At 42.3% G+C, this 24,130-nt stretch carries 17 protein-coding genes and 1 tRNA gene; 7 read left to right on the top strand and 11 right to left on the bottom strand.

The window, feature by feature from the left end; all coding sequences use genetic code 11:
• Positions 1-120: 120 nt before the first annotated feature.
• The 3 genes from H6G96_RS15675 (at position 121) to H6G96_RS15685 (ending at position 5,324) form a co-directional block, all read left to right on the top strand.
• The gene (locus H6G96_RS15675; protein WP_190912318.1) at positions 121-2,259 is read left to right on the top strand and encodes a cation:proton antiporter; all 2,139 of its coding nucleotides are present in this window, start codon (positions 121-123) and stop codon (positions 2,257-2,259) included.
• 575 nt (positions 2,260-2,834) lie between these two features.
• The gene (locus H6G96_RS15680) at positions 2,835-3,785 is read left to right on the top strand and encodes a UDP-glucuronic acid decarboxylase family protein (protein ID WP_190912319.1); all 951 of its coding nucleotides are present in this window, start codon (positions 2,835-2,837) and stop codon (positions 3,783-3,785) included.
• A 147-nt stretch (positions 3,786-3,932) separates the two neighbouring features.
• Positions 3,933-5,324: a UDP-glucose/GDP-mannose dehydrogenase family protein gene (locus H6G96_RS15685; RefSeq protein WP_190912320.1), complete on the top strand. Its 1,392-nt coding sequence runs from the start codon at positions 3,933-3,935 to the stop codon at positions 5,322-5,324.
• Between the two features lie 186 nt (positions 5,325-5,510).
• Here H6G96_RS15685 and H6G96_RS15690 read toward each other — a convergent pair whose 3' ends face one another.
• Positions 5,511-6,305, bottom strand: a complete 795-nt coding sequence (locus H6G96_RS15690; RefSeq protein WP_190912321.1) for a DUF2993 domain-containing protein — start codon at positions 6,303-6,305, stop codon at positions 5,511-5,513.
• A 384-nt stretch (positions 6,306-6,689) separates the two neighbouring features.
• On the opposite strand from H6G96_RS15690, the gene H6G96_RS15695 reads away from it, so the two are divergent.
• Entirely contained in the window at positions 6,690-8,672 is a 1,983-nt protein-coding gene (locus tag H6G96_RS15695; protein WP_190912322.1) for a cytochrome c peroxidase, read from the top strand.
• An 83-nt stretch (positions 8,673-8,755) separates the two neighbouring features.
• Here H6G96_RS15695 and H6G96_RS15700 read toward each other — a convergent pair whose 3' ends face one another.
• The 4 genes from H6G96_RS15700 to glyA form a co-directional block, all read right to left on the bottom strand.
• Positions 8,756-8,893, bottom strand: coding sequence for a type II toxin-antitoxin system HicB family antitoxin (locus H6G96_RS15700; protein ID WP_242063291.1), 138 nt, complete (start codon positions 8,891-8,893; stop codon positions 8,756-8,758).
• Positions 8,894-8,895: 2 nt separating this feature from the next.
• Positions 8,896-9,507 (bottom strand): hypothetical protein, encoded by a 612-nt coding sequence (locus H6G96_RS15705; protein WP_190912323.1) that lies wholly within the window; start codon positions 9,505-9,507, stop codon positions 8,896-8,898.
• 102 nt (positions 9,508-9,609) lie between these two features.
• Positions 9,610-10,860 (bottom strand): competence/damage-inducible protein A, encoded by a 1,251-nt coding sequence (locus H6G96_RS15710; protein WP_190912324.1) that lies wholly within the window; start codon positions 10,858-10,860, stop codon positions 9,610-9,612.
• Between the two features lie 110 nt (positions 10,861-10,970).
• Positions 10,971-12,254, bottom strand: a complete 1,284-nt coding sequence (gene glyA / locus H6G96_RS15715) for a serine hydroxymethyltransferase (RefSeq protein WP_190912325.1) — start codon at positions 12,252-12,254, stop codon at positions 10,971-10,973.
• A 383-nt stretch (positions 12,255-12,637) separates the two neighbouring features.
• Between glyA and H6G96_RS15720 the strand changes: the two genes are divergently transcribed.
• From H6G96_RS15720 to H6G96_RS15730, 3 genes are all read left to right on the top strand, one after another.
• Positions 12,638-13,384, top strand: a complete 747-nt coding sequence (locus tag H6G96_RS15720; RefSeq protein ID WP_190912326.1) for a hypothetical protein — start codon at positions 12,638-12,640, stop codon at positions 13,382-13,384.
• A gap of 9 nt (positions 13,385-13,393) precedes the next feature.
• Positions 13,394-14,008 carry a DUF4231 domain-containing protein gene (locus H6G96_RS15725; RefSeq protein ID WP_190912327.1) on the top strand — a complete coding sequence of 205 codons (615 nt, stop codon included), beginning with the start codon at positions 13,394-13,396 and terminating at the stop codon, positions 14,006-14,008.
• Between the two features lie 197 nt (positions 14,009-14,205).
• Positions 14,206-15,297 (top strand): exostosin family protein, encoded by a 1,092-nt coding sequence (locus H6G96_RS15730; protein ID WP_190912328.1) that lies wholly within the window; start codon positions 14,206-14,208, stop codon positions 15,295-15,297.
• 236 nt (positions 15,298-15,533) lie between these two features.
• On the opposite strand, the gene H6G96_RS15735 is transcribed toward H6G96_RS15730, so the two are convergent.
• The 6 genes from H6G96_RS15735 to H6G96_RS15760 form a co-directional block, all read right to left on the bottom strand.
• Positions 15,534-18,311: a pitrilysin family protein gene (locus H6G96_RS15735; protein WP_190912329.1), complete on the bottom strand. Its 2,778-nt coding sequence runs from the start codon at positions 18,309-18,311 to the stop codon at positions 15,534-15,536.
• Positions 18,312-18,724: 413 nt separating this feature from the next.
• The gene (gene ccsB / locus H6G96_RS15740) at positions 18,725-19,828 is read right to left on the bottom strand and encodes a c-type cytochrome biogenesis protein CcsB (protein WP_190912330.1); all 1,104 of its coding nucleotides are present in this window, start codon (positions 19,826-19,828) and stop codon (positions 18,725-18,727) included.
• A 207-nt stretch (positions 19,829-20,035) separates the two neighbouring features.
• A complete protein-coding gene (locus H6G96_RS15745; RefSeq protein ID WP_190912331.1) occupies positions 20,036-21,784 on the bottom strand; it encodes a DUF3352 domain-containing protein in 1,749 nt (582 codons plus the stop codon).
• Between the two features lie 451 nt (positions 21,785-22,235).
• Positions 22,236-22,799, bottom strand: a complete 564-nt coding sequence (locus H6G96_RS15750) for a Uma2 family endonuclease (protein ID WP_190912332.1) — start codon at positions 22,797-22,799, stop codon at positions 22,236-22,238.
• 272 nt (positions 22,800-23,071) lie between these two features.
• On the bottom strand, positions 23,072-23,695 hold the full coding sequence (locus H6G96_RS15755) for a chorismate lyase (protein WP_190912333.1): 624 nt from the start codon (positions 23,693-23,695) through the stop codon (positions 23,072-23,074).
• Positions 23,696-23,822: 127 nt separating this feature from the next.
• Positions 23,823-23,903, bottom strand: a tRNA-Leu gene (locus H6G96_RS15760).
• Between the last annotated feature and the right edge of the window lie 227 nt (positions 23,904-24,130).

Consider the following 24,130-nt stretch of genomic DNA (forward strand, 5'->3'; position numbering starts at 1 on the left):
AGTTAGTGTAAGTTAAGATTTTTAATTTTTCCTCAGGTGGCTTCTCCATCCATTTATATCGATTAAGCGATCGCCCCTAAGCTAATCGCTGTTTTACCATAGCCCCTTCAATTCCTACCTATGGAACTCATATCACAAGTTCTTGTTCTGGAACCAACTTCCCAAGTTCTTGGCAAAGAACCAATTGTTCCCTTTGCTATTTTGCTGGTGGTCATCTTAGTTATACCCATCATGTTTGAGCGACTAAGATTACCAGGATTAGTGGGTTTGGTTTTGTCAGGGCTGGTACTTGGCCCTTCAGGCTGGAATCTATTTCAGCCTGACTCGCCGATGATTAACCTACTATCAGAAATCGGGTTAATTTACTTGCTGTTTGTCGCAGGGCTAGAAGTTGATCTAAAACAGTTTCGCCAGCAAAAAATTCGCGCCTTTGGGTTTGCCAGCTTGACTTTCACTATACCCCTGGTGATGGGAACCTTAGTAGGGCTGATTTTAGGCTATGGCTGGAATACTTCAATCTTAATTGGCTCTTTATTCGCTTCCTACAACCTTTTAGCATATCCCATAATCACTCGTTTGGGAGTGGTAAACAACGAAGCTGTTACTGTCACCATTGGAGCTAAGATTTTTACAGATATTAGCGCACTACTGATCTTAGCTGTTTGTGTAGCTATGGCTGATGATAGGGCATTTAGCTTTGCTGAACTACTCACCTTGTCCGGTCGGTTAACTATTTACTCTGTTGCCGTTGTCATAGGCTTTGATTGGGCAGGCAAAGAATTTTTCAAACGGTCTGGAGACGATGAAGGAAACAAGTTTTTGTTTGTGTTGCTTTCTGTGTTTCTGGCGGCTGTGGGCGCTCGATTGATTGGGATAGAAAAAATTGTTGGTGCTTTTTTAGCGGGTTTGGCGGTGAATGAAGCTGTAGGGGAAGGACTAGTCAAAGAAAAGGTGGTATTTATTGGCAGTGTGCTATTTATTCCCATTTTCTTTGTTGACCTGGGTTTACTGATTAATCTACCCGCTTTTGTGAACAACCTGGACACGCTCAAGTTAACGCTGTTGATGATAATCGGTTTGATTGGCAGTAAATTGATTGCAGCTTTGTTCACAAAACTGATTTACCGCTATAACTGGCAAGAAATGCTAACCATGTGGTCGCTATCGCTTCCTCAAGTTGGTACAACGTTAGCAGCAACGTTAGTGGGATACCGGGCTGGGTTGCTGCCACTAGAAGTATTACACAGCGTCATTATCTTAATGGTTGTCACATCAACCTTGGGGCCGTTGATGACTAGTAGAATAGCTGTTGGTTTGAATTCATCACCAGCCGAAGAGCCAGCACCATCCTTACCTGACCAAAACGCACCAAGGACAAACAGTGCTTTTACTATAATCGTACCTGTGTATAATCCTCACACCGAGCAGTATTTGATTGAAATGGCGGCATTATTAGCGCGTCAATCTAAGGGGAAAATTATACCGCTTGCGATCGCTAATGCTGCTGCTCAGATGGATGCACCTCAGTTAGAAGCTTCTCTAAAACGAAGTGAGCAGTTATTAACTAAAGCCACAGTACACAGTCGAGTATTGGGTGTGGCCGCAGAACCAGTGCTGCGAATTGATGATGCTTTTGCTCAAGGAATTAGCAGAGCTGCTCGTGAACAAAAGGCTAATTTAATTGTTATGGGTTGGGGTAAACGCACTGGGTTGCGAGCGCGTTTATTTGGGAATGTGATTGATGGTGTGCTTTGGGCATCCCATTGTCCAGTAGCGGTGACACGTTTAGTAGAATCACCAAAAAAAATTCAGCGCATCTTAGTACCAGTAGAAAACTTAACAGCACCTACATTACAGCCTGTACAATTTGCCCAGATGCTGGCAGAGGCAAATCAGAGCCACATTACTGTACTGAATGTGTGCGATCGCCGCACTAGTTCGAGTAAAATTGCTTGGAGGCGATCGCATCTCTCACTATTAGTATCTAATTTAGCTTTGGCCAATACCCCAGAAATTCAAATTATTGCTCATGAAAATGTTGCCCAAGCAATTTTACAGGCAGCACGATTATATGATTTAGTCGTTTTACCTTTTATACGTAATCGTACTAGCCCTGGAGGGTTAGCCATTAGTGATGTCACAACTCAGTTAGCCAGACAACTTACCTGCTCCATTGTTATGCTTGGAGAACCGCAACGCACTCAAACTACAAATGTAGTTATGCCTAACACGGTTACCAGCATTACGTCTGCTGTATGATATGAAGCATAGTTAAGTTCACTCACGTGGACTTAAGCTACTCGTTGGTATATTCTGCAAAAAGCATTGCATTGACAAAAATCTTTGCAACAAATGAATTGGCTATAGGAATATACAGATGTATGCTCCTAAAAACTTATGTATTTATAGCAAGAATTTCATTTCGTGAAATGATATAAACCTCTGCAATTAAATACAAAGTGAGATGTTGCTAAATGCGACAACTTGACTATTACAAAAATATCGGTAATGGTAAGACCTTCAAGTGCAAAGAGTCAACCTATTTTTGCATCCAAATAAAAATAGTAATAACTGCAAAGATACTTTATATTGTTGAAGATTTGATGAATTTCAGGTGGAAGACCGACACTTTTTAGACAATGTTTGTTATTTTTTTACTAGTGAAATTGTTAAGTAACCAAGTAAAAATATAACTGTAGGGAAATAAGTAAGTTCAACAACACTTTTTGATTAAACTTTAGTTCTTTTTTGAGTTTTGTATTTTGCCCCCAAGCTGGGTAATCTAAAAGTCAGTGCAATAGCTACTGAAAAGATTTGTAAGTAACTAGGAAACTATGAGAATTTTGGTGACGGGCGGTGCTGGGTTTATTGGTTCCCATCTTATCGACCGATTAATGGCTGATGGGCATGAATTAATATGCTTGGATAATTTTTACACTGGTCACAAACGGAACATTCTGAAATGGTTAGGTCATCCGTACTTTGAACTGATCCGCCATGATATTACCGAACCAATTCGGTTAGAAGTGGATCAAATTTATCATTTAGCTTGTCCTGCTTCACCAGTACATTACCAGTACAACCCAGTGAAAACCGTTAAAACTAACGTGATGGGAACACTCAATATGTTGGGGCTGGCTAAACGTGTGAAAGCTAGGTTTTTCTTGGCTTCAACCAGTGAAGTATATGGTGATCCTGAAGTTCATCCCCAAACTGAAGAGTATCGGGGTAGCGTCAATCCCATTGGGATACGTTCATGCTACGACGAAGGTAAAAGAATTGCTGAGACACTAGCATTTGATTATTATAGGCAAAATAAAGTTGATATTCGGGTTGTTCGGATATTCAACACCTATGGGCCGAGAATGTTAGAAAATGATGGTCGGGTAGTGAGCAACTTCATAGTTCAAGCCTTGCGAGGTAATCCTTTAACCGTGTACGGTGATGGTTCGCAAACTCGCAGTTTCTGCTATGTTTCCGATTTAGTAGAAGGGTTCATCCGCCTAATGAATAGCGACTACGTTGGCCCAGTAAACCTGGGCAATCCTGGTGAATATACAATTTTACAATTGGCACAAGCTGTGCAAAATATGATTAACCCGGACGCGCAGATTAAATTTGAAGCGCTACCTTCGGACGATCCCCGGCGTCGCCAGCCTGATATCACAAAGGCAAAAACTTTGTTAAATTGGGAACCCACTATTCCTTTGCAAGAAGGATTAAAACTAACAATAGAAGATTTTCGCGATCGCATTGAAAGCGACGTAAATAATTCAGCTACCTAAGCAGCAGCTAGCGTTGCTCTAATTTTCATGCAGGCTCACCCTATCGGTAGCTAGTATGCTTATTGGCTGAGTTTACTGCCAGTGTCCAAGTGTCATCTTGATACTTCTTTTTGAAGACTAACCCCAAAAAAAGTGAGGAGTTAAAAAATGCGTGTTTGCGTGATTGGTACTGGTTATGTTGGTTTAGTTACAGGTGCCTGCTTGGCTTATATTGGACATGATGTAATTTGCGTAGACAACAACGAAGAAAAAGTTAAGTTAATGAAGTCTGGGCAATCTCCAATTTTTGAGCCGGGACTCTCAGAAATTATCCAGTCTGCCATTCAAACAGAAAAGATTCATTTTACTAGTGATCTCGCTGCTGGAGTCTCCCACGGAGAAGTTCTGTTTATTGCTGTGGGAACGCCACCTTTACCCACTGGTGAAAGTGATACTCGTTATGTTGAAGCTGTAGCCCGTGGGATTGGGGAAAATCTCAACGGTGGTTATAAAGTCATAGTGAATAAATCTACAGTACCAATTGGCTCAGGTGACTGGGTGCGGATGCTGGTTCTAGATGGTGTTGCAGAGCGGCAGAAAACACTAGTACCCGCAGGTGGAGTGCCGAGTAACGATAAATTACCTGAGGTTGTAGCCGAGTTTGATGTAGTGAGCAATCCAGAGTTTTTGCGTGAAGGTTCGGCAGTTTACGACACCTTTAACCCCGATCGCATTGTACTAGGAGGCAATAGTCAAAGAGCAGTAGCCTTAATGCGGCAACTTTATGCGCCAATTGTGGAACGCAAGTACGCTGATGATCAATCTTTACCCCCAGTCCCCATTCTGGCAACAGACCTGAGTTCGGCGGAGATGATTAAATACGCCGCTAATGCTTTTTTAGCCACTAAAATTAGTTTTATTAACGAAGTTGCTAATATTTGCGATCGCGTCGGTGCTGATGTAACTCAAGTAGCCAAAGGTATCGGTCTAGACTCCCGCATTGGTAACAAATTTTTACAAGCTGGGATTGGTTGGGGTGGTTCTTGCTTTCCTAAAGATGTCTCCGCGCTGATTCACACTGCTGATGACTATGGTTATGAAGCCCAGCTACTAAAATCTGCTGTCAGTGTCAACGAGCGCCAGCGATTGATTGCTTTGGAGAAACTTCAACAAGTTCTTAAAATTCTCAAAGGCAAAACTGTTGGACTACTCGGTTTAACCTTTAAGCCTGATACTGATGATATGCGCGATGCTCCAGCACTGAACCTAATTGAGCAGCTAAACCGACTGGGAGCCAAGGTCAAAGCCTACGACCCCATTGTTTCCCAAACAGGTATGCGTCATGGGCTTTCTGGTGTACTAGTAGAAACCGATGCCGAAAGACTAGCTGACGGCTGCGATGCTTTAGTACTCGTCACAGAATGGCAGCAGTTCAGCACTCTCGACTATGTGAAAATGGCAAAATTGATGGCCCACCCCGTTATTATCGATGGTCGTAACTTCCTTGACCCCGAAGCAATGATCCGGGCTGGATTCCAATATGTAGGGGTGGGACGATAGAGTCAGCAGTTAGGAGTGATAAATCAAAATTAATTACAACCTATATTAATAACTCCTAACTCCCTTCAAAACCTCAACACTTAAAATACCGCCTAGATGATTCTAGGCGGTATTTAATTTGTTTAAAGCTTTATGTAAAGCTGCTCATAAAAACTTTACTTTGCTTTTTTGCGTAAGAATTTATTATCAGGCGCTATTTGGAATACGTTCAATTTCAGCATATCCACTGAAAATAAGTTTTTGACCTTCAGTTTCTAATCGGTTGAGGCGCATTTTCACTCCATCAAGGTCAAAACGATCCAAATCGACCATATTATCTAAAATTTCTACCAGCGCCACGCTCAAGGTTTGCGAGATTTCCCGTTGTGCTTCTGGCACTTGATCAAGTTGAATTTTTGGATCTTTAAAAGAAACTCGCCGCCGCCTTTCAATGCTTATACTTAAAATCATGCTCAGGGGTACGAGTTCGCCATTGTTTAAATCTGCTTTTGCTGCAAGCTGTAAGCGATTCTCTGGCAATAGCTGTACCTGAACTTCGGTAAAAGATACTGGTTCACCGCCAGATAATTCTGTCAGGGATGGTACGGTGAGGTTAAGCAGGCGCTTTTTCACCAGTTCTGCATTAAAGGCTTGGTTTATGCCTGCTTCTGATAATATTACTTGCGCGACCGCTTGAGTAGGTTGCTTGAGACTGAGTTTGCCACTTAAAACCGAGCCGAAGTCAATGGCAACCGCATCGGTTTCAAAAGACATCTCCTCCACCGCAAAATCTCTCCGAATCACCAAGCCACGACCGCTCATTTTGAAGCTATCAATGCTGCCTTGCAACAGTTTGCTGGAGGGATAGCAGCGCACAAAGACTTCTACTGACTCGCTTTGGGTAAACAGGTGGCGAATCGTTTGACTGGCGACCGTGTTGAGCATCCGCTCTCCCCAATCTGTGCCTTTAGGATTTTGTAAACCAGTAAGTCCGCCGAACATGTGGTTTTTAGTCTCTAGAAGTTCTTTGTACTTTTGTAACAAACTGTGAAGAATACAGCAAGCGATCCCGTGATTAATTGTGCTGATAGGTAGACATAAAATGACTGATGGTTAATATCTGTATGTATTAAAAACTACAGCTAATTTATGTAGGAGAACGTCACAGCATTTATGGCATTAGCAATCATATTTTGTATATTGTTACAATGCATCATTTATTATGCGATTAAAAAGCATTATTTATATGGTTGCAATGTATTGTTAGTAATATAATACTACAAAGAGGGCGGCTGAGTCTTTCTAAGTCAGCCTCAACCTTATGGTTTCCATACGTATAGCGAGGTCTTAATGATACGCTCAAATACTGCATTAGCAATATTATTCATGCTAATTTTGATATTATTCTGGATTTATTTAAGGTATAAAACCACAATAATATCAAGATATTTACGCCCTCTAGCAATTTTCATCATAGTTTCTGTGGCGATCGCTGGTGGAGGTATTGTATCCGCACAAGTAACACCGAACCCAGCACCCCTAAATAACATAACGAGTTTACCACTGCCTACACCTGGAGACCCTACCCCGGCGAACCCACCACTCTTGACAGCAGTGCCTCAACCAAGCAATCTCGCAGACTTTGTTGACGACCAGACAGCTCTACTCAAGCTAGGAAAAGCCCTATTCTGGGATATGCAACTTGGTAGTGATGGCGTTCAGTCTTGTGCTAGTTGTCACTTTCATGCCGGAGCTGATAACAGATCAAAGAATCAAATAAATCCTGGTAGTGGTCTTTTAGAATCACTGAAAGATATAACTTTCCAGGTAGGTGGTGGTGCAAACTATCAACTCACGGCGGCAGATTTTCCATTTCACAAACTGGCAGATCCTAATGATCGAACCAGTACAGTTATTTCTGACACTAACGATATCGCCTCATCCCAAGGTGTGTTTAACAGTGTTCTTAAGAACACTGTTCCGGGTCAAGCAGTGGATTCGACTACATCTGAGCCTGATCCAGACGGTTTTCAAGTCAATGGAATTAATGTGCGTCGAGTTGCGCCACGTAATAGCCCAACGGTAATTAATGCAATCTTCAACAAACTCCAGTTTTGGGATGGTCGCGCCAAGGAAACCTTCAATGGGGTGAATCCAAAAGGAGCAGCAGACCTTAGTGCGAAAGTTTACAAAGCTACAAAACCAAAGGAACTAACTGCTGTTTCCGTTTCGCTCAACAATTCCTCTATAGCTTCTTTAGTAACCGGACCACTATTGAGTGAATTTGAGACATCTGCTAATGGTCGTACCTTACCTCAAATCGGTGCTAAGTTTCTGCGAAAAAAAGGTCAGAAGATCAAAAGCCTTAGACCCTTAGCTAAACAACTTGTAGATCCGCAAGACAGTGTTTTAGGATCTGACAGTCGATCCCGTCAGCCCGGTCTGAAAATCGCATCTTATGATCAGCTAATTCGGAAAGCTTTTAAGAAGCAATGGTGGAAATCAAAGTCAATCATTCAAGTTGACAGTAAAGGAACACCAACAATCCTCGCTAAAAATGATGATGGTAATGAGAGTGAGGAAGGACAGACTTTACCTGCTAATCAGTTTTCACTCAGAGATTGGAATTTCTCTTTATTCTCTGGGTTAGCAATGCAAAAGTATATATCTACTCTTGTGTCTGACAAGACACCTTTTGATCAATTCCAAGCGGGAAATACCAATGCTCTCACCGATCAGGAAAAAAGCGGTCTGAGTGTCTTTGTCAATAATGGGGTTAATGGTGGTGGTAGTTGTAACGTCTGCCATGCGATTCCAGAATTCACTACCGCTTCGGTGAGAAGAACCGCAGGAGTAGCTTCAACTGATTCAACTGATCCGCTAATTAATAATCCAACTAACGGCTTCTTTCCTAACTTCGGTGTCACACCTGCTTCAGATGACCCAGGAGCCGGAAACATTACCACATCAAGGTTCAAAGCACCTGCCCTTCGTAACATCGGCTTGACAGCTCCATATATGCATAACGGTGGGATGGCAACTCTAGAGCAAGTAGTAGACTTTTACAATCGTGGCCGAGGTGACGACGGTGGACGTAACGCACCAGTATTAAACTTAACCGATACTCAAAAAGCCGATTTGGTCGCTTTCTTAAAAAACGGACTTACTGATCAGCGAGTCCTCCTTGAAAAAGCACCCTTTGACCATCCGCAATTGTTCATCCCCAATGGACATCCCGGCAATCAAAGTTCAGTGACTGCCAGTGGCAATACTAATGGAACTCCTACTGCTACAGATCAGCTAGTGGAAATACCCGCAGTTGGTCGTAATGGTGTCACTAATCCTAAGCCAAATTTCTTAGGACTTTGAATTTGAAACTATAAGTATCACTGTCAAACAAGTTATTTTGGACTAAACACAGAGCCAGCGATCGCACTTATTTTACTTACCTTTTAAATAAGTGCGATCGCTTCATGAAGTGCTTCTTCTTCAGTTGAACCAAATGCTGAACAGTATTTCAAATCAGGAATATCAACAATGTAACCATCATCTTCTTCACTATAGAAAATATTAATATGATAGCGTTTCATCCTTAGCTCAGTATCGCCACCAAAATCCGAAGCAAGTCGTCTATGTCAGCAGGAACACGATATAAATTCAGGTCTTGAGTTATTTGTTTACTTTCTCGATTCAATAGAGCAAATTGCCAAATATCCCCTGTAGAAACAGCTCCCTGTAAATTTGGTTCTTGAGAGCCAGTCCACACATCAATAGCAATCAATTCTACAGCAAGCTGGGTAAAACCTCTTGCCAAATCAGCATTTTTAGCTTCTGCAACTAAGAGTTTATGGTCTGCGTGCAAATAATAATCAAGGGAACCTTTTAATTGTTCTGTAACTATAAGAGGATATTCGATCCTAAGTTGGGCGTGAGTGTAATGAACAACATCCAATAAAATTGGCGCAATTAGTAACTCTCTACGGGCTGCTTCACTAGTCAAACTAATATATGGCAAACTCTCCTCAATTCTAGATTTTAGATTTGCAAGTCTGTCTAATTCAATGCTGGACTTTAGTTGATTGAGAGAGGAACGTTTTAAAGAATAGCCAAATTCAGCCAGTATATCTTCTGGCTCAAATGACATCTCAAAATAGCTTCTGAAAGTGTATGAGTGATTTGGTTGAAGAATGGGAATTTTGCTCATACTTGGATAATTCGTAATTCGTAATTGAGTTTTTTAAAATAACATCAGGTTTTCAATAGGTTCGCTTGTCATACAACTTGTATGACAAACGTAATAGACCTCCTACCTCGTCAACAATTTCCGCCGCAGATTGTCCAATGCTGCATTAGCGCTGACATGACGAATTAAAGCGCGTCCTCGCACTGTACCAAACTGATACTCAAAACTTGTCACTTCATCCTTTGGCCCAGCTAAACCAATGTAAACTAAACCCACTGGCTTCCTATCTGTCCCTCCAGTTGGGCCAGCAATACCAGTAATACTCAATCCCCAAGTTGTTGCCAGGCGAGTTTTTACCCCAACAGCCATTTGCTCTGCAACGATCGCACTTACCGCCCCAAATTTATCTAAATCTTCCTGGTTAACCCCCAGCAGCCTAACCTTCACGGAATTGTCATAAGAAATTACTCCACCCCAAAAGTAATCAGAACTCCCAGAAATCTCAGTCAACATTTGCCCTAAACCGCCGCCAGTGCAAGATTCAGCCACTGAAAGCGTTTCTTTTGATGCCCGCAATAACTCACCAACCACAGAAGCGAGAGTATCATTATCAACGCCGTAAAAATCCAGTCCGGCAATTTCTTTAATTTGTTTCTCAATAGGCGCAATTAGGGCTTCTGCTGCTGCTTCTGAAGTTGCTTTAGCAGAAACTCGCAATCTTGTTTCTCCCTTACCTGCATAAGGGGCTACTGTGGGATTTGGTAACTTTAAATAGGAAGAAACTTTTTCGGCCAAAGCAGATTCACTAATTCCCCAAAACTTTAAACTCCGGCTGTAAATAATTTCTTTACCCCAACCTTGATTTTTGAGAAATGGCACGGCTGTTTCTTCCCACATCAGATGCATTTCACTGGGAACACCGGGAAAGGTAAAAATCGTAATTTCAGGACGGGCTTGCCAAATGATACCGGGCGCTGTTCCAGTGCGGTTGGGGAGGATTTCTGCACCATGAGGAATTAAAGCTTGCTTGCGATTACTTGGTGACATAACCCGACCCCGTTGGGCGAATTTTTGGGTTATGTCTTCAATGATGTCAGAACGTTCTACCAACGGGGCTTTAAAAAAATCGGCGATCGTTTCGCAAGTGAGGTCATCTGGTGTCGGGCCGAGTCCACCAGTGAAGATGAGAATTTGCGCTCTGGAAATAGCAATTTCTATAACTTGCTTCAACCGTTCTGGATTATCCCCAACCACTGTTTGATAGTAGTGGGGAATTCCGAGTTGCGCTAATTGTTGCGCTAAAAATTGAGCATTGCCGTTGAGGATATCTCCTAGCAGCAGTTCAGTACCAACACAAATAATTTCTGCACTCATTGGATTGGGGAAGGGGAGTGGGGATGGGGGAGCAGGGGGCTGGGGGCTGGGAGCAGGGAGCAAGGGAGAAGATTTTTCCCTTCTGCCTCTTTTCCATGCCCCATGCCCAATTATGCTAGTGCTGGTACAGGAATTTCCAGGTGAGGATATAAGGGGAAGCGATCACACAATGCTGCTACCCGTTGCCGACAATCTTGGGTTACTACGTCGGAATCTGGAGAAAGCAGGCGATCGCTAATAATATTTGCAATCTCGGTAAATTCTGCTACTCCCAAGCCCCGTGTGGTCATTGCTGGCGAACCTAACCTCAGTCCGCTGGTAACAAATGGCGATTGCGGATCAAAGGGAACAGTATTTTTGTTAGCAGTAATATTTACAGTACTAACTAACTGATCCGCCTGCTTACCAGTTAAACCGACAGAACGTAAATCCACGAGGATTAAATGATTATCAGTGCCATTTGACACTAGTTTTAAACCTCGGTTTTGTAGTTGTTCTGCCAAAGCACGAGCATTTTCAATCACTTGGGCAGAATAGGTTTTAAATTCAGGCTTTAGGGCTTCTCCAAAGGCTACTGCTTTACCAGCAATGACGTGTTCCAATGGTCCGCCTTGAGTGCCAGGAAAAACAGATTTATCTAGCTTTTTACCTAGTTCTGCGTCACTAGTCAAAATTAAACCACCTCTAGGACCGCGTAGAGTTTTATGGGTAGTTGTTGTTACTACGTGACAATGAGGAATGGGATCGGGATGAAGACCACTAGCAACTAAACCAGCGATATGGGCAATATCGGCAAGTAAGTAAGCACCGACTTCATCAGCAATACTACGGAACTTTTCAAAGTCAATTATACGGGGATAAGCCGAATAACCACAAATCAGCAGCTTAGGACGCTCCCTCAGCGCCAGCTCCCGAATTTGATCGTAGTCAAGTTGTTCTGTTTGTTCGTTAACGCCGTAGTGGCTAACTTGGAACCACTTACCTGAGACATTTACAGGTGAACCGTGAGTGAGATGTCCACCATGAGACAAATCCATCCCCATAATTTTGTCTCCTGGTTCCAACAGCGACAAGAACACTGCAAAATTGGCTTGTGCGCCAGAATGAGGTTGCACATTCGCATGAGCAGCACCAAATATTTGTTTAGCCCTGTTAATCGCCAGTTGTTCGATTTTATCGATATACTCACAACCGCCATAATAGCGTTTACCAGGTAATCCCTCGGCATATTTATTTGTCAGTACCGAACCTTGAGCCGCCAGTACCGCAGCAGAGGTAAAGTTTTCGCTAGCAATCAACTCCAAGTGATCTCGCTGACGCTGTAATTCGTCGTTGATTAACTCCGCGATCGCTGGATCGGTGGAGGTAAGAAAGTCTGAGTTAGTCTTAGTCACTTCAATTATCCTTGTGGAAATTTGTACAACGGCTGATTTTGGTTGGGCGCAGCACCTAACAGTCTACTCTCAAGAGTCCATAGCCCAAAGTCTATAGTTCAATGATTTTTGACTGCTCTACGGAGGCGATTAATCGTCTCCGTACTATTGAGGTTTAGTTGTGCCAACTTATTTATTATTAGACAGATTAATTATCATAACGTTGCTTTTTGAAGCTGCGCTAAACAAAGCTTGTTGCGTAGGCGTAGCCCGTCGGAGACATCGCTCCTCTGTAAAACAAAAAGCTCAACGCTTCAGCAATTGGCTGTGCGTAATACAGCACTTGCAGAATATGGCTGCGAAGTTCTACCCTGGAAAACTTAAGCAGTCAATATTTTTGACAAATGAAAAATTGTTTGAAACTTAACTTTGAGAGTGGCCAAACAGCATTAGCTATTCGAGTTGATCAACAAGTTGAATTACCAGATGCTCTTAAGCGAATAGGACTTGGCGGTTCACGTTCTGTTTTAGTAATAGTGGGGGGTGCAAGTAACATCAGTGAAGCCGACTTTCTCCGCATTAAACGGTTATTTACAGAAGTTTTAGCCCCCATAGCCGAAAGTTTAGGGGCTTATGTTGTGGATGGAGGTACGGATGCGGGAGTCATGCAATTGATGGGTGAGGCTCGCACCCATATAAATGCTAAGTTTGCTTTGATTGGTGTAACACCCGAAAACAAAGTGGCTTTACCTAATCAACAAAAACCTGCTATTGATTTGACATTACTAGAGCCAAATCATACTCATTTTGTACTGGTTCCTGGCAATAATTGGGGCGACGAGTCTCCTTGGATATCTCACGTTGCAACTGTGTTAGCCAATAATGCACCTTCGGTAACAGTACTTTTGAATGGTGGTGAGATTACCTTTGAAGATGCCTTTTCTAGCGTTAATACTGGAAGATTAGTTGTTGTGATTGCTGGTAGTGGTAGAACCGCAGATATACTTGCAGATGCCTTGCGCGGACAGGCTACTGATGAGCGAGCTAAAAAGTTAGCGAAATCTGGTAGATTACAATACATCGACTTGAACGATATAGAGAAGGGAATTGAGAATTTAGGCAAAATTATTAAAGATTTGATTTCTAATTAGGGGTGAATAATGGGAAAAAAAGATAGTTATCAAAAAAACATAAAGGAAGATTTTGACAAGTTATTTGAAGGTATGAAGTTAGGCGATGTGCAAAAACATTTTTTGCGATCGCGCTGGTTAGATCAAGTAATCTGGATGGAAGGTAAGGCGAATTTTTCACGCGATCGCCATTATTTGTTGCGGATAACAACTATTGTTGGTGGTATAATTCTGCCAGCATTGGTGAGTTTAAATATTAACTCTACTCTACAAGTTAACGATAGAGTTAAGAATGTCATTATTTGGTCAACTTTTAGCTTGAGCCAAATAGTTGCTATTAGTGCTGCCATTGAAGAGTTTTTTCATTATGGAGAACGTTGGCGACACTACCGCCGTACAGTCGAATCTTTGAAAAGCCAAGGGTGGCAATTCTCACAATTAACAGGCCCTTATTATAATTATACAAGCCACGAAGAGGCGTTTAATCTTTTTGCAGGTCATGTAGAAGATATTATTCAACGAGATGTTGAAATATACTCTACTCAAGTTGTACAAGAAAAGAAAGAACAACAACAGAGTCAGGACAACTCTATCCTGATGCTAAATACAAAGATAAATAATTTGCAAGATAAGAAAGAAGAATAAAGCCTCTTAAGCAATATCACCAATTTAGATGCGTTTACGCTAATTAATCCATTGATTTTAAAGTTAATTTAAACTCAGTGATTTAAGTATGATTTTATTTTATGGTATAAAAAGTACATAAATAAGCATTGTTTTAAATAAATTAAATTTATTGTATAATCCCTCAGTTATTCAACTAATCTAACTCACGTTAAAATATGCAATTAAATATCTATTCTGATAGAAATTACCTTCCTGAAGGGATGGAACCAGTTATAATACTTTATCCTTTTTGGAAAGAATTTATCCCTAGTGAAAAATACCCTTGGTCTAGAGCGTATGGCAAGTATATAGAAATAAGTAATTCCCTTTTTAAAATGACTTCGTTAGAAGAAGCTGACATAGTTGTTATGCCTACAAACTGGAGATTAATCAGAGGAGATAGTTGGAGAAGTAAAGTTAATAAAGAAGCAGAAAATCTATCTATTGAATTTGCAAATAAAGTAGCTAATAGCGGCAAAGAAATAGTTGTTTTTTTTGCAGGTGATTGTTGTGCCGAAGAAATTCCTGTCAAGAATGCAACAGTATTCAGAATGGCAGTATATCGGTCTAAAAAGAGGCAAAAGGATATTATTATGCCTTCTTTTACTGAAGATTTTGTTGAAGAATATTTAGGGGGTGAAATATCCCTCAGGCAGAAATCTGATAAACCTGTTGTTGGATTTTGTGGTTTAGCAGTACCGGATTCATGGGAAAAGAAACTGAAAGCGTTTTTATATCACAGTTTGATGTTAACCAAATCATTAGAGCTTGGAGTTTCGCCTTACAAGGGACAAATTCTGCGTAGTCAGGCTCTGAAAATACTTGCAGAAAGCCCCTCTTTAGTAAAGACAAACTTTATCATCAAAGGCGAAACAGTATTTCTAAATACACAAGATATAGAGCAAAGACAGAAAGCTCGTGCTGAATATGTGAAAAATATGGTTGAGAGCGATTACATTTTGTGCTGTCGTGGTTCTGCAAACTATTCCATTCGATTATATGAAATTCTCAGTTGTGGTCGTATTCCAATTTTTATTGATACAGAATGCGTTTTACCTGAAGATTCTATAATTGACTGGAAAAAATATTGTGTCTGGGTAGATGAAAAGGAAATACCATATATTGCAGAGAAAGTGGCTGAATTTCATAGCAATCTTTCAAACCAAGAATTTTTAAATTTGCAGCATGAGTGCCGAAAACTCTGGAAGAATAGGCTTTCGGCTGAAGGATTTTATAGTAATTTTCATCTTCATTTTCAGGCAAAATAATTCATTCAAAAAACTATGTATAATCCTTTGTTTACGTAGTCTAAATTTGTCATTTAAATTGTGAAATAGGTTCACTTACAACACGGTTCGGTTAAGTTTCCTCCGCCTGCGGCGACCTGCTTAAAAAGAGGGTAAAAGAGGGTTATTAGCAAGCCTTTTTAAGTCTCGCTAGCGATATCGCTAAGTGTAAGGGCACGATAGTGCCCCTACATACCTCACAAACGAAAAACCTATAATTAGCTGCCTTTGGGTACAGTATCTCCAGGACCAGCAGTGACAATTATTAAATTTTCCGGCTTAATTAAATCTTGAATTGCCTGTTGCATCTGAGCCATAGTTACTGTTTCAATCCTTTGGGGAAAGTCCCGGATTTCTGAGCGTGAAAGTCCCAAGACAGCATTATCCAAAATGATACTTGATACATTACTAGGATTAGCTAAATCCACAGGGTAGCTATTGGTAATTGAGCGTTTTGCCGTGTTGAATTCAGCCTCAGTTACTCCTTGTTCGCGCAACTGTTTGAGTAAAGCGAGAGTACTAGCGATCGCTTTTTGGGCATCACCAGGAGCGGTCTGCATCTGAATCAAGAACGGGCCGGGATTGATTCCGGCGGCAAAACCACTATAAATACCATAGGTTAGACCTTGGCGATCACGCACTTCTGTACCCAAGCGGCTCGATAAGGTATCACCACCCAAAATTTGATTCATTACCAATGCTGCATAAAAACGGGGGTCTTTCCGAGAGATACCGTTGTAGCCTATGTAGGTAACAGCTTCGGATTTACCAGGTATCACTTTGTTCAAGCGTGTCAAAGTTTCTGGTAATGGCACAGATGGTATTTTGAGAACAGGTGGCTTATCTGTAGCTGACCATTTGCCAAACGCCTGATTTAGCAAAGCTTTTACTTTAACTGGCTCAAAGTCTCCAACTATTGCGATCGTTGTGCTATCTGGTCGGTAGTGTGTTTGGTAGAACCCAAGCAAATCATCACGAGTAATGCTCTTTAAACTCTCGGCTGTGGGAAAGCTATGGAACGGATGATTTTCTGGGTAAATTGCCTGCTGAAATACTTGCCTTCCTAAACCTCTGGGGTCATCTAGCTGGACTTTGAGGCTTATTAACGCCCGTTGGCGGCTCAGTTCTAACTGTTCAGCTGGGAAAGTAGCATTTTCTAACACATCTGCCAGAGTTTGAATCAATATCGGCAGGTTTGCTGAAAGTCCCTCACCGCTAACGCTAACTCCTTCGCGGCTGGCACTGAAGCTCAAATCTGCTCCCCGGTCTTCTAAAGTTTTTGCTAGGGTAAGAGCATTTTTAGTCTGCGTCCCATTCATTAAGTTGGTCGCAGTTAGATTCGCTAATCCAGCTTTTTGATTGCCGTCAAATTCAGTACCAGCGTCAATTTGTCCGCTTAGGTTAATGGTGGGAAGGCTGCGATCGCGCAAGAGCAAAACCCGCAAACCGTTATTTAAGGTAAACTCTTCTGGTAGTGATTGTTTGCCCGAATCTGTAGCTGATGTGGCAGGTGGAAGATATTTAGCCAGTTCTGCTGGATCTACAGGTTTACCGGGGCTGAAATTTTCCACCGTGCGCCCAGAACCAGCGCTAGAAGTCCCTGGTTTACCATCTGGTTGAGTTGGCTCAAAGAAGCCGATAGTTTGTTTAGCCGGATTGAGGTAAGTTTTTGCTGCTTGCTGCACCTGATCTGGGGTAACTTTAGCGATCGCAGCCAGATACTGTTCAATAAAATGATAATCGCCGGCCACAATTTGGTTATATCCCAGTTGGGTTGCCTGACTAGTGATGTCTTGGTTACCCAAAACAAAGGAGGCTTGCAGTTGTGTCTTCGCCCGGTTCAATTCTTCAGTAGTAACTGGCTGTTCTTGCAATTTTGCTAAAGATTCTTTGAGTACTTGGGCAATTTTCCCCAACTCTTGACCCTGAGCCGCCGTAGCATTAATTTCATACCAACCTGGTTCGATGAGTTCGGCAGCACCACCACTAACTGAACTAGCGAGTCCAGATTCTACCAAAGCCTGGTAAAGTCTAGAGCTACGCCCACCTGTGAGGATGGCATCCATCACATCAATTGCCGGGACATCTGGATGCTTGATATCTGGTAGAGGATACACAGCTTGCAGTAGTGCCGCGCTCCCAGGTTGCTTCAAAATAATCGGTTCTTTTTTAGTAGCAGGAGCAACTGGAGAAGACGCGGCGACATTTTCCCTCACCGTGTCCTGTTTTGATCGTTTTGCCAGCTTTCCATAAGTTTCTTTAACAATTTTGAGTACAGGTTCTGTGGCAAAATCGCCTGTAATCACCAAGGTGGCATTTTCTGGGCTGTAGTAGGTTTGGTAATAATTCCGCACCTGCTCCACCGTGAATTTCTCTACATCAGCTTTTGTGCCTCCCACAGGTAAGCCGTATGCTCTGTTAGGAAAAGCATCTCGCATCACTGCTCGACTCAGACGATAGCCTGGTGAATTTTCGTACCCCTGTAACTCGGAGATTACCACCCGCTTTTCACTTGTGAGTTGTTCCGGCCCAATTAAAGAGTTTTCCATGCGATCAGCTTCCAGTGTCAGCAGTGCTTCAAGTTTGTCTCGTTGTACTGTGCCAAAGTAAGCTGTTTCGTCATAACTAGTAAAAGCATTGAACTGGCTACCCAAGGCACTAAATAACCTTCCAAACTGTACTGGACGGGCAGTTGTACCCTTGAACATCAAATGTTCTAGCTGGTGAGAAATACCATTTTCTCCCTTAACCTCGTTACGTGAACCAACTTTATACCAAACTTGTACACTCACTACTGGAGCAGTATGGACTTCCTTTGTTAGCACCGTTAAGCCGTTATCCAACACCATTTTTTGCACCCCTTGGGTGAATGAGACAGCAGATACAGGCGCGACTGCTGTTGGTGTTGCAGCAATAGTGAAATTGCCCGAAAACGATACGATACTTAGGATAAGACTGAGTAAAAACCCGATAATCATATATGAGCGTAACTTCATAAATAAGCGATCGCTTTTTATAAACTGGTAATTATTTAACAAACTTTGCGTAATTCCCCTCCCTCTGCGTTAGCAGCTACGGTGTACATACAAGTCTAGATAATTGCACCTGAGAGCAGGTTTCATTGCCCTAAGCTCTAAATTTTGGGAATAAACTGAGTTTCAATTCCACCTAAATTTGGGTATTTATGGGGGCCAGAAGCGATGAAACCTATATGGGCAATACTTGTCTGTACACCGCAGCTTAAGAAGAGGATTGGGGGGATCAAAAACCTATAGGGGAACCTTAGAAGACTTGTGTGTAAACCATAGCTTACTAAGGACAGGGTGAGGTTTTCTTTAGTTTTGGGTAATTCGATGACTTGTGTGTAAAGGGTAACTCCGCCAGCAGAGAGGGGTTGGGGGTAAAGTTTTTAAAAGAACCAACCGTAAGAATGCAAACCTTTACCCAAAAGATTCACACCGAGATAGCAAATCCAAACAACAACAAAGCCAGTGGCGGCTAAAATGGCGGGACGCCGACCTTGCCAACCACGAGTGATTCGGGCGTGTAGATAAGCGGCGAACACCAACCAGGTGATTAATGCCCAAGTTTCTTTGGGGTCCCAACTCCAGTAGGAACCCCAAGCTTCGTTAGCCCAAACGCCACCAGCAATAATGCCAATTGTCAATAAGGGAAATCCGAGTCCGATGATGCGATAGCTGATGTTGTCGAGGGTTTCGGCAAGGCTAAGGCGCTGAGGTGAAAGAGGTTCAGAATTTTGGATTTCGGATAGCGAAGCGTTAGCGAGTCCTCGAGCGTCTTGTGGATTTTGGATTGGGGCTGTTGTGACTAAACCCAAAACAGCAGTGCTACCGTTCCCGTTGCCGTTGCTACTAGTTTCAAAACGGGTAAAACCGTTATTTTCGGCAGAAGGGGCTGGTGGTTGAGAAATTAGTTCATTTGCTTTGTGCAAGCGGTAGCCATTGCTGCGATAGCCACCAGTACCTACAGAACTACCTTGTAGTTGGATGTTTTGACCGCGAGTGACAATCAGAAAAGCGATCGCTAACAATGCACCCACCATTAAAGCAGAATAACTCAACATCATGACGCTGACATGCATCATCAACCAATTTGACTTTAAGGCAGGTACTAGAGGTTCTGACGCTTGCATCTGGGATGGTAATGTCATGGTAGCGAAAGCAGCGATCAACATTGCCACTGGAGCTGTAACAACTCCTACTAAGCGGCTACGGCTACTACTTTCAGCAATTAGATGAACGGTGGTAATTCCCCAAGTTAAGAAAAACAGGGATTCATAGAGATTACTTAAGGGAAAGTAACCAGCTTCTATCCATCTTGCTCCTAGTAGAGTCGCCATGCACAAATTTGCGATCGCCATCCCAGCTGTCCCCAAAGCGGCTAGATAAGGCAGATTCGGAAAAGCCGCTCCTCCCCAATACACAAGCATTGTTAGGAATAGTATGGCAAAGGACGCATTGTCCAGCCAGTTCTGGAGTACAACCAGATTCATAAAGTCTTCTCTCCGTGGATGATTTAAAATATGGATTCTGACTGTTCTGATCCTATATGCTTACAAAGTTATGGGATAGGGGAATTGGGAATTGGGCATTGGGGACAAGGGGAAAGACTTGTTTCAAGTTCTCACCTCTTGTCCCCTCATCTCCCTCATCTCCCGCTGCTCCCCCTGCCTCCTCTCCTCCCTCTGCTCCCCATTCCCCTATCTAACAGAGTTGCTTTTATTGCTTTCTGGACTAGGCAAGGCAGTCGAGTTTCTAACTTTTTTAAGTGCTATAAAAATGTCATAACGGTTACTGCGATTGTCGCTGACAGCAGATGTCATCCCAATTGAGCGCGTTGCAGCTAACAAAGTTTGTTGATTAGGAATTAGAGTTGGTAAAGGGAAATTTTTCACAGTTCGTTCCACATCCAGGAAAAATTGACCATTTGTCGGATTTGGTTCTGTAGGAACTGTTTGTTGGAAGGAAAGAGTGCTAGCTAATAGGTTGTTGGGTTTGGGAACAATTTTATCAGTGATGGGAGCGCCCACTACTAAAAAGGCAACATCTCCATCTAACCAGCCGTGGGTGGCAGTTAACGTACCATAGGGTGAAACCCAGTTAACAACAGGTTGCCCTGCGACTTTCGCCGGTTGGACTTGGAACTGGAATTGATTTCTCATCACTTCATCAAGCTGTTTTATGGATGCTTCAGCTGATTGGCGATTGCTTGCCTGTACCATGAACAGCAAACCCACACGAAAATCATCTGGTGAACCTTGTTTTACAGTAGTAGGAATAAGTGATAAAGAAAACTCGCCTTTCATCCAACTGAGCAAGTCCTTATCTAAATCAAGGTTGGTAAGCGATTTTATGCCACCTCTGATCTGTTCTGGTGCGATCGGCGAGAGGGGATTTCTCTGAGATGTTAAAATGTAATCTCCCCATAATCTCTGTAAGTTACCACCAGATAACATCATTAAGGTTTCTGCTGGTACTCGGCTTTGCATTTTCCCAGCTTTGTTTTCTACCGCCAGCATACGTTGACTATTAGGGTTTAACCAAGAAACGCCCTTAAAGCGAATTCCTTCTGGCTCTAAAGTCATTGTCCCCGCTAAACCTTGATTATTTTGCAGTTGAGCCAGAACTTGAGCAGGTAAAGGGCGATTTGGAGAAGCCGCAGCTATTTTGGCTGCTGTAGGTACATTTACGTAAAACTGGCCAAAGCGTTGGTAGTTAGCAATTTTTGGAAAATTCTCAGCAAAGCCGCCTGTTGTGGCTAGGGATGTTTGATTTTTGTAAGCGTCAATTGCTCTTTCTGTGGCTTTAGGACTATCAGTTATAACTAAAAAACGCCTATCTAGTAAGGCTGCTGATAAGTTCTCGCCTGCTTGTCCTTCAATTTCTTTAATGGTGATCCCTTGATAAGTACGATCAATCCATTTGCCTTGTTTAAGGGTTTTGGGTTGTGCCAAAATATTTTTGGCAATTTCTGCGTTTTTGACTGGCAATACCATTACCATCGACTGCTGATCACTTGCTGCATCTTGATTAGTGGTAACTGGTTTGGGTACAGCTTTATTCGCTGTTGCTGGGGCAAGAATTGCGATCGTAACGTCATTGCCTACCCAAGGAGCGATGTCTTTCTGGAAGTCATAACCATTATTAGTTAGAAAGCGATCGCGCAATTCTATTAAATTTTTGTCCAGTTCTGCTTGGGTTTCTTTTGTGCCAAACTCCCGCAATTTCTGCCACTGCTGGGGATCTGTTGTCAGAGAAACCGCAAATAGGGCATCACCAGGAATAATATTTGCACCTACTAGCAAATCGCTAGAAGATATTTGTCTCTGGCTTAACAACCAGTATGCTACACTCCCGGCACCAATCAATAGCCCAGCAGCCGAGAGCGTCAGCACCAGAGAGGGTTTTTTAGTTTTCTTCATTGGAACAGACACAAGAGGCGGTGCCATTGAAATCTATACCTTATACTTGCAAACTTATTACTTGCTTGATTAGTCAAGTACACTAACAGGTTTACCCATCCCTTAGGGCAGCTAATTATATTAAATTTTTCCACCCTAGATGTTGATGGTACTTCGGTAATCAAGTTTTCCTAGTCTTTTAAAGGGATGTTTTTGGCTCAGTTACCATTTTTAACACGCTTTGTTGAATTTCGTAGGACGTTTCCCTGAGATTAATTCCTCTGTCGGGAAGTTTCCGCAAGTAAATCTATTATTCTAAGCAATTTGAGAATATAACTAACTGGACAAAGCTGCAAGTCAATTTCAGCGGCTTGGCTCTGCTCAGTTGCAATACGCGATCACCTACGGCGGGCGGGTACGCCATCGCGCCACATCAAAAGAGCAGTATTTTTTGGGAGAATGCGGTAAGCAAAGCTATACCGTTAGGCTTATCATTTACCTATATTTGCAACTCAAATCCAGGTAATATATCTTCTCCAGAAACAATCGTTGGCATTTGCACAACTTCTACAGCTTTCAAAAGTCGGTAAATTTCAACTTGGCGATCTTGAAGATTAATTAGCCAACCCAAGCGCAGACCATTTTTAATGTATTCCTGCATTTTCTCTTGAATCGGTGCAAGGCGATCTGTCTCCGAGCGCAGTTCAATCAAAAAGTCGGGTACAAGTGGCGGAAATTTTTTTCGTTGTTCTGGTGTTAAAGCTTCCCAGCGTTCCAATTTTACCCAAGCAGCATCAGGGGAACGTTTTGCACCGTTGGGAAGTATAAAAATAGTTGAAGAACTAAAAACTTTCCCTAATTTAGCTTGACGATTCCAAATTTCTAAATCAGCGATCAGTCCAGCTTCTTGATTTCCACTTTCTCCTCCTACTGGTGGCACAATTATTAATTCTCCAGCTGCATTCATTTCCAGGCTTACATCACGATTGGCAATACACAATTGATAAAATTGCTCATCGGTTAAATGAGCAATCGGTTCTAGATTTAGCACAACAGTATTCATTAAACTTTTCCTCGTGTTTTTCTTGCTAACATCAGTAGGAAATTCTTGCTTGTTGGAAAATTTCTTGAGGTGTAATTTGCTGACTCTATTTTAAAGAGGATGCGATCGCCTAACAACGGCAAACAATCACCGAAAACTCATTAATTTAACGGCACTAATACCAGAAGCGATCGCTGCCACAATAGTTCAACATTCCTTTGATTATTTCATTGTGTTGCTCAGTAGCGATCGCCACGGCAAGCAGGTACGCCATCACACTACATCATGGATTTTTACTGATTTTGGGAATTTAATTGCATAACACCCAAATATTTAGTTAAATAAGGCGAAAAAACTTCATAAATTAACGTTAGTGGTTGTCCATGATGCCAAAACAAATAGTGGCGACCCCAAAAAGGCCCGATTACATCAAAACCAGACTCTAGCGCCGATGAGTCACCATAGTAAATTCCTCGAACATCCCGATACAACTCTGTGCGAAGACGAGCTAAACTTGCCCAAATTGGTAATGAACGATTTTGCAAATACTCATCTACATGACTAGCCTCCCACCACGAGGTAGCATAGGCTAATCGTTGACCAGAAGCAGTTCGTAGCCACACTTGCCGCCGTAATCGCGGCCCTGGTACAGCTTGGATCAAGTCAGGTGCAGCATCTAAGTCCATACCAATCAATGACATATCAATGACATCTACTTCTACAGGCTCACCTGTAAGCAATTCTAGGTGACGTGTTGGAGAGCCGTCGCCCAAAAGCATTAGCTGCCAAGCAGGTGCTAGCTGAGTATGAGGTAAACTTTTTTGAATTACTTCCTCCCCTCCTTGCCAAATCGGAGTGAGGCGATGCCAAGCTGCTGGCAGTGTTAAGTTGTTTGTCGGCGTAAAAGTAATACTCAATGCTTTTTACAAAACTTCACGTATCTCTATAAAAGCATAAAAAACCTGAGCTATACCAAGATTTAAGGGTCAACAGTCTAAGGTCTATTGACCTATGACTATTGACCCTTTATTAACAAACAAAATATGCGGATGGCGAGACTCGAACTCGCAAGGCAAAGCCACACGCACCTCAAGCGTGCGCGTATACCAATTCCGCCACATCCGCACGGCTTGTCTAAGCATAAACTATAGCATAAGAAAATAATTATAGTAAGGTGATATCTAAGTTATATTTCTCAAAAATATAAATTTCTTCAAGGCGGTATCAGACTGACAGAAATTTAGCAGATGCACAAGTGATATTAAAAAGGGTAGAGCGACTGTGGGAGGTGCGGTGCGATGGCGTACCCGCCCGTCGTAGGCGATGTCTACAACAGGTTACGCCTACGCAAA

It is taken from the genome of Nostoc sp. FACHB-892, assembly GCF_014698795.1.
Lineage (GTDB): Bacteria > Cyanobacteriota > Cyanobacteriia > Cyanobacteriales > Nostocaceae > Nostoc.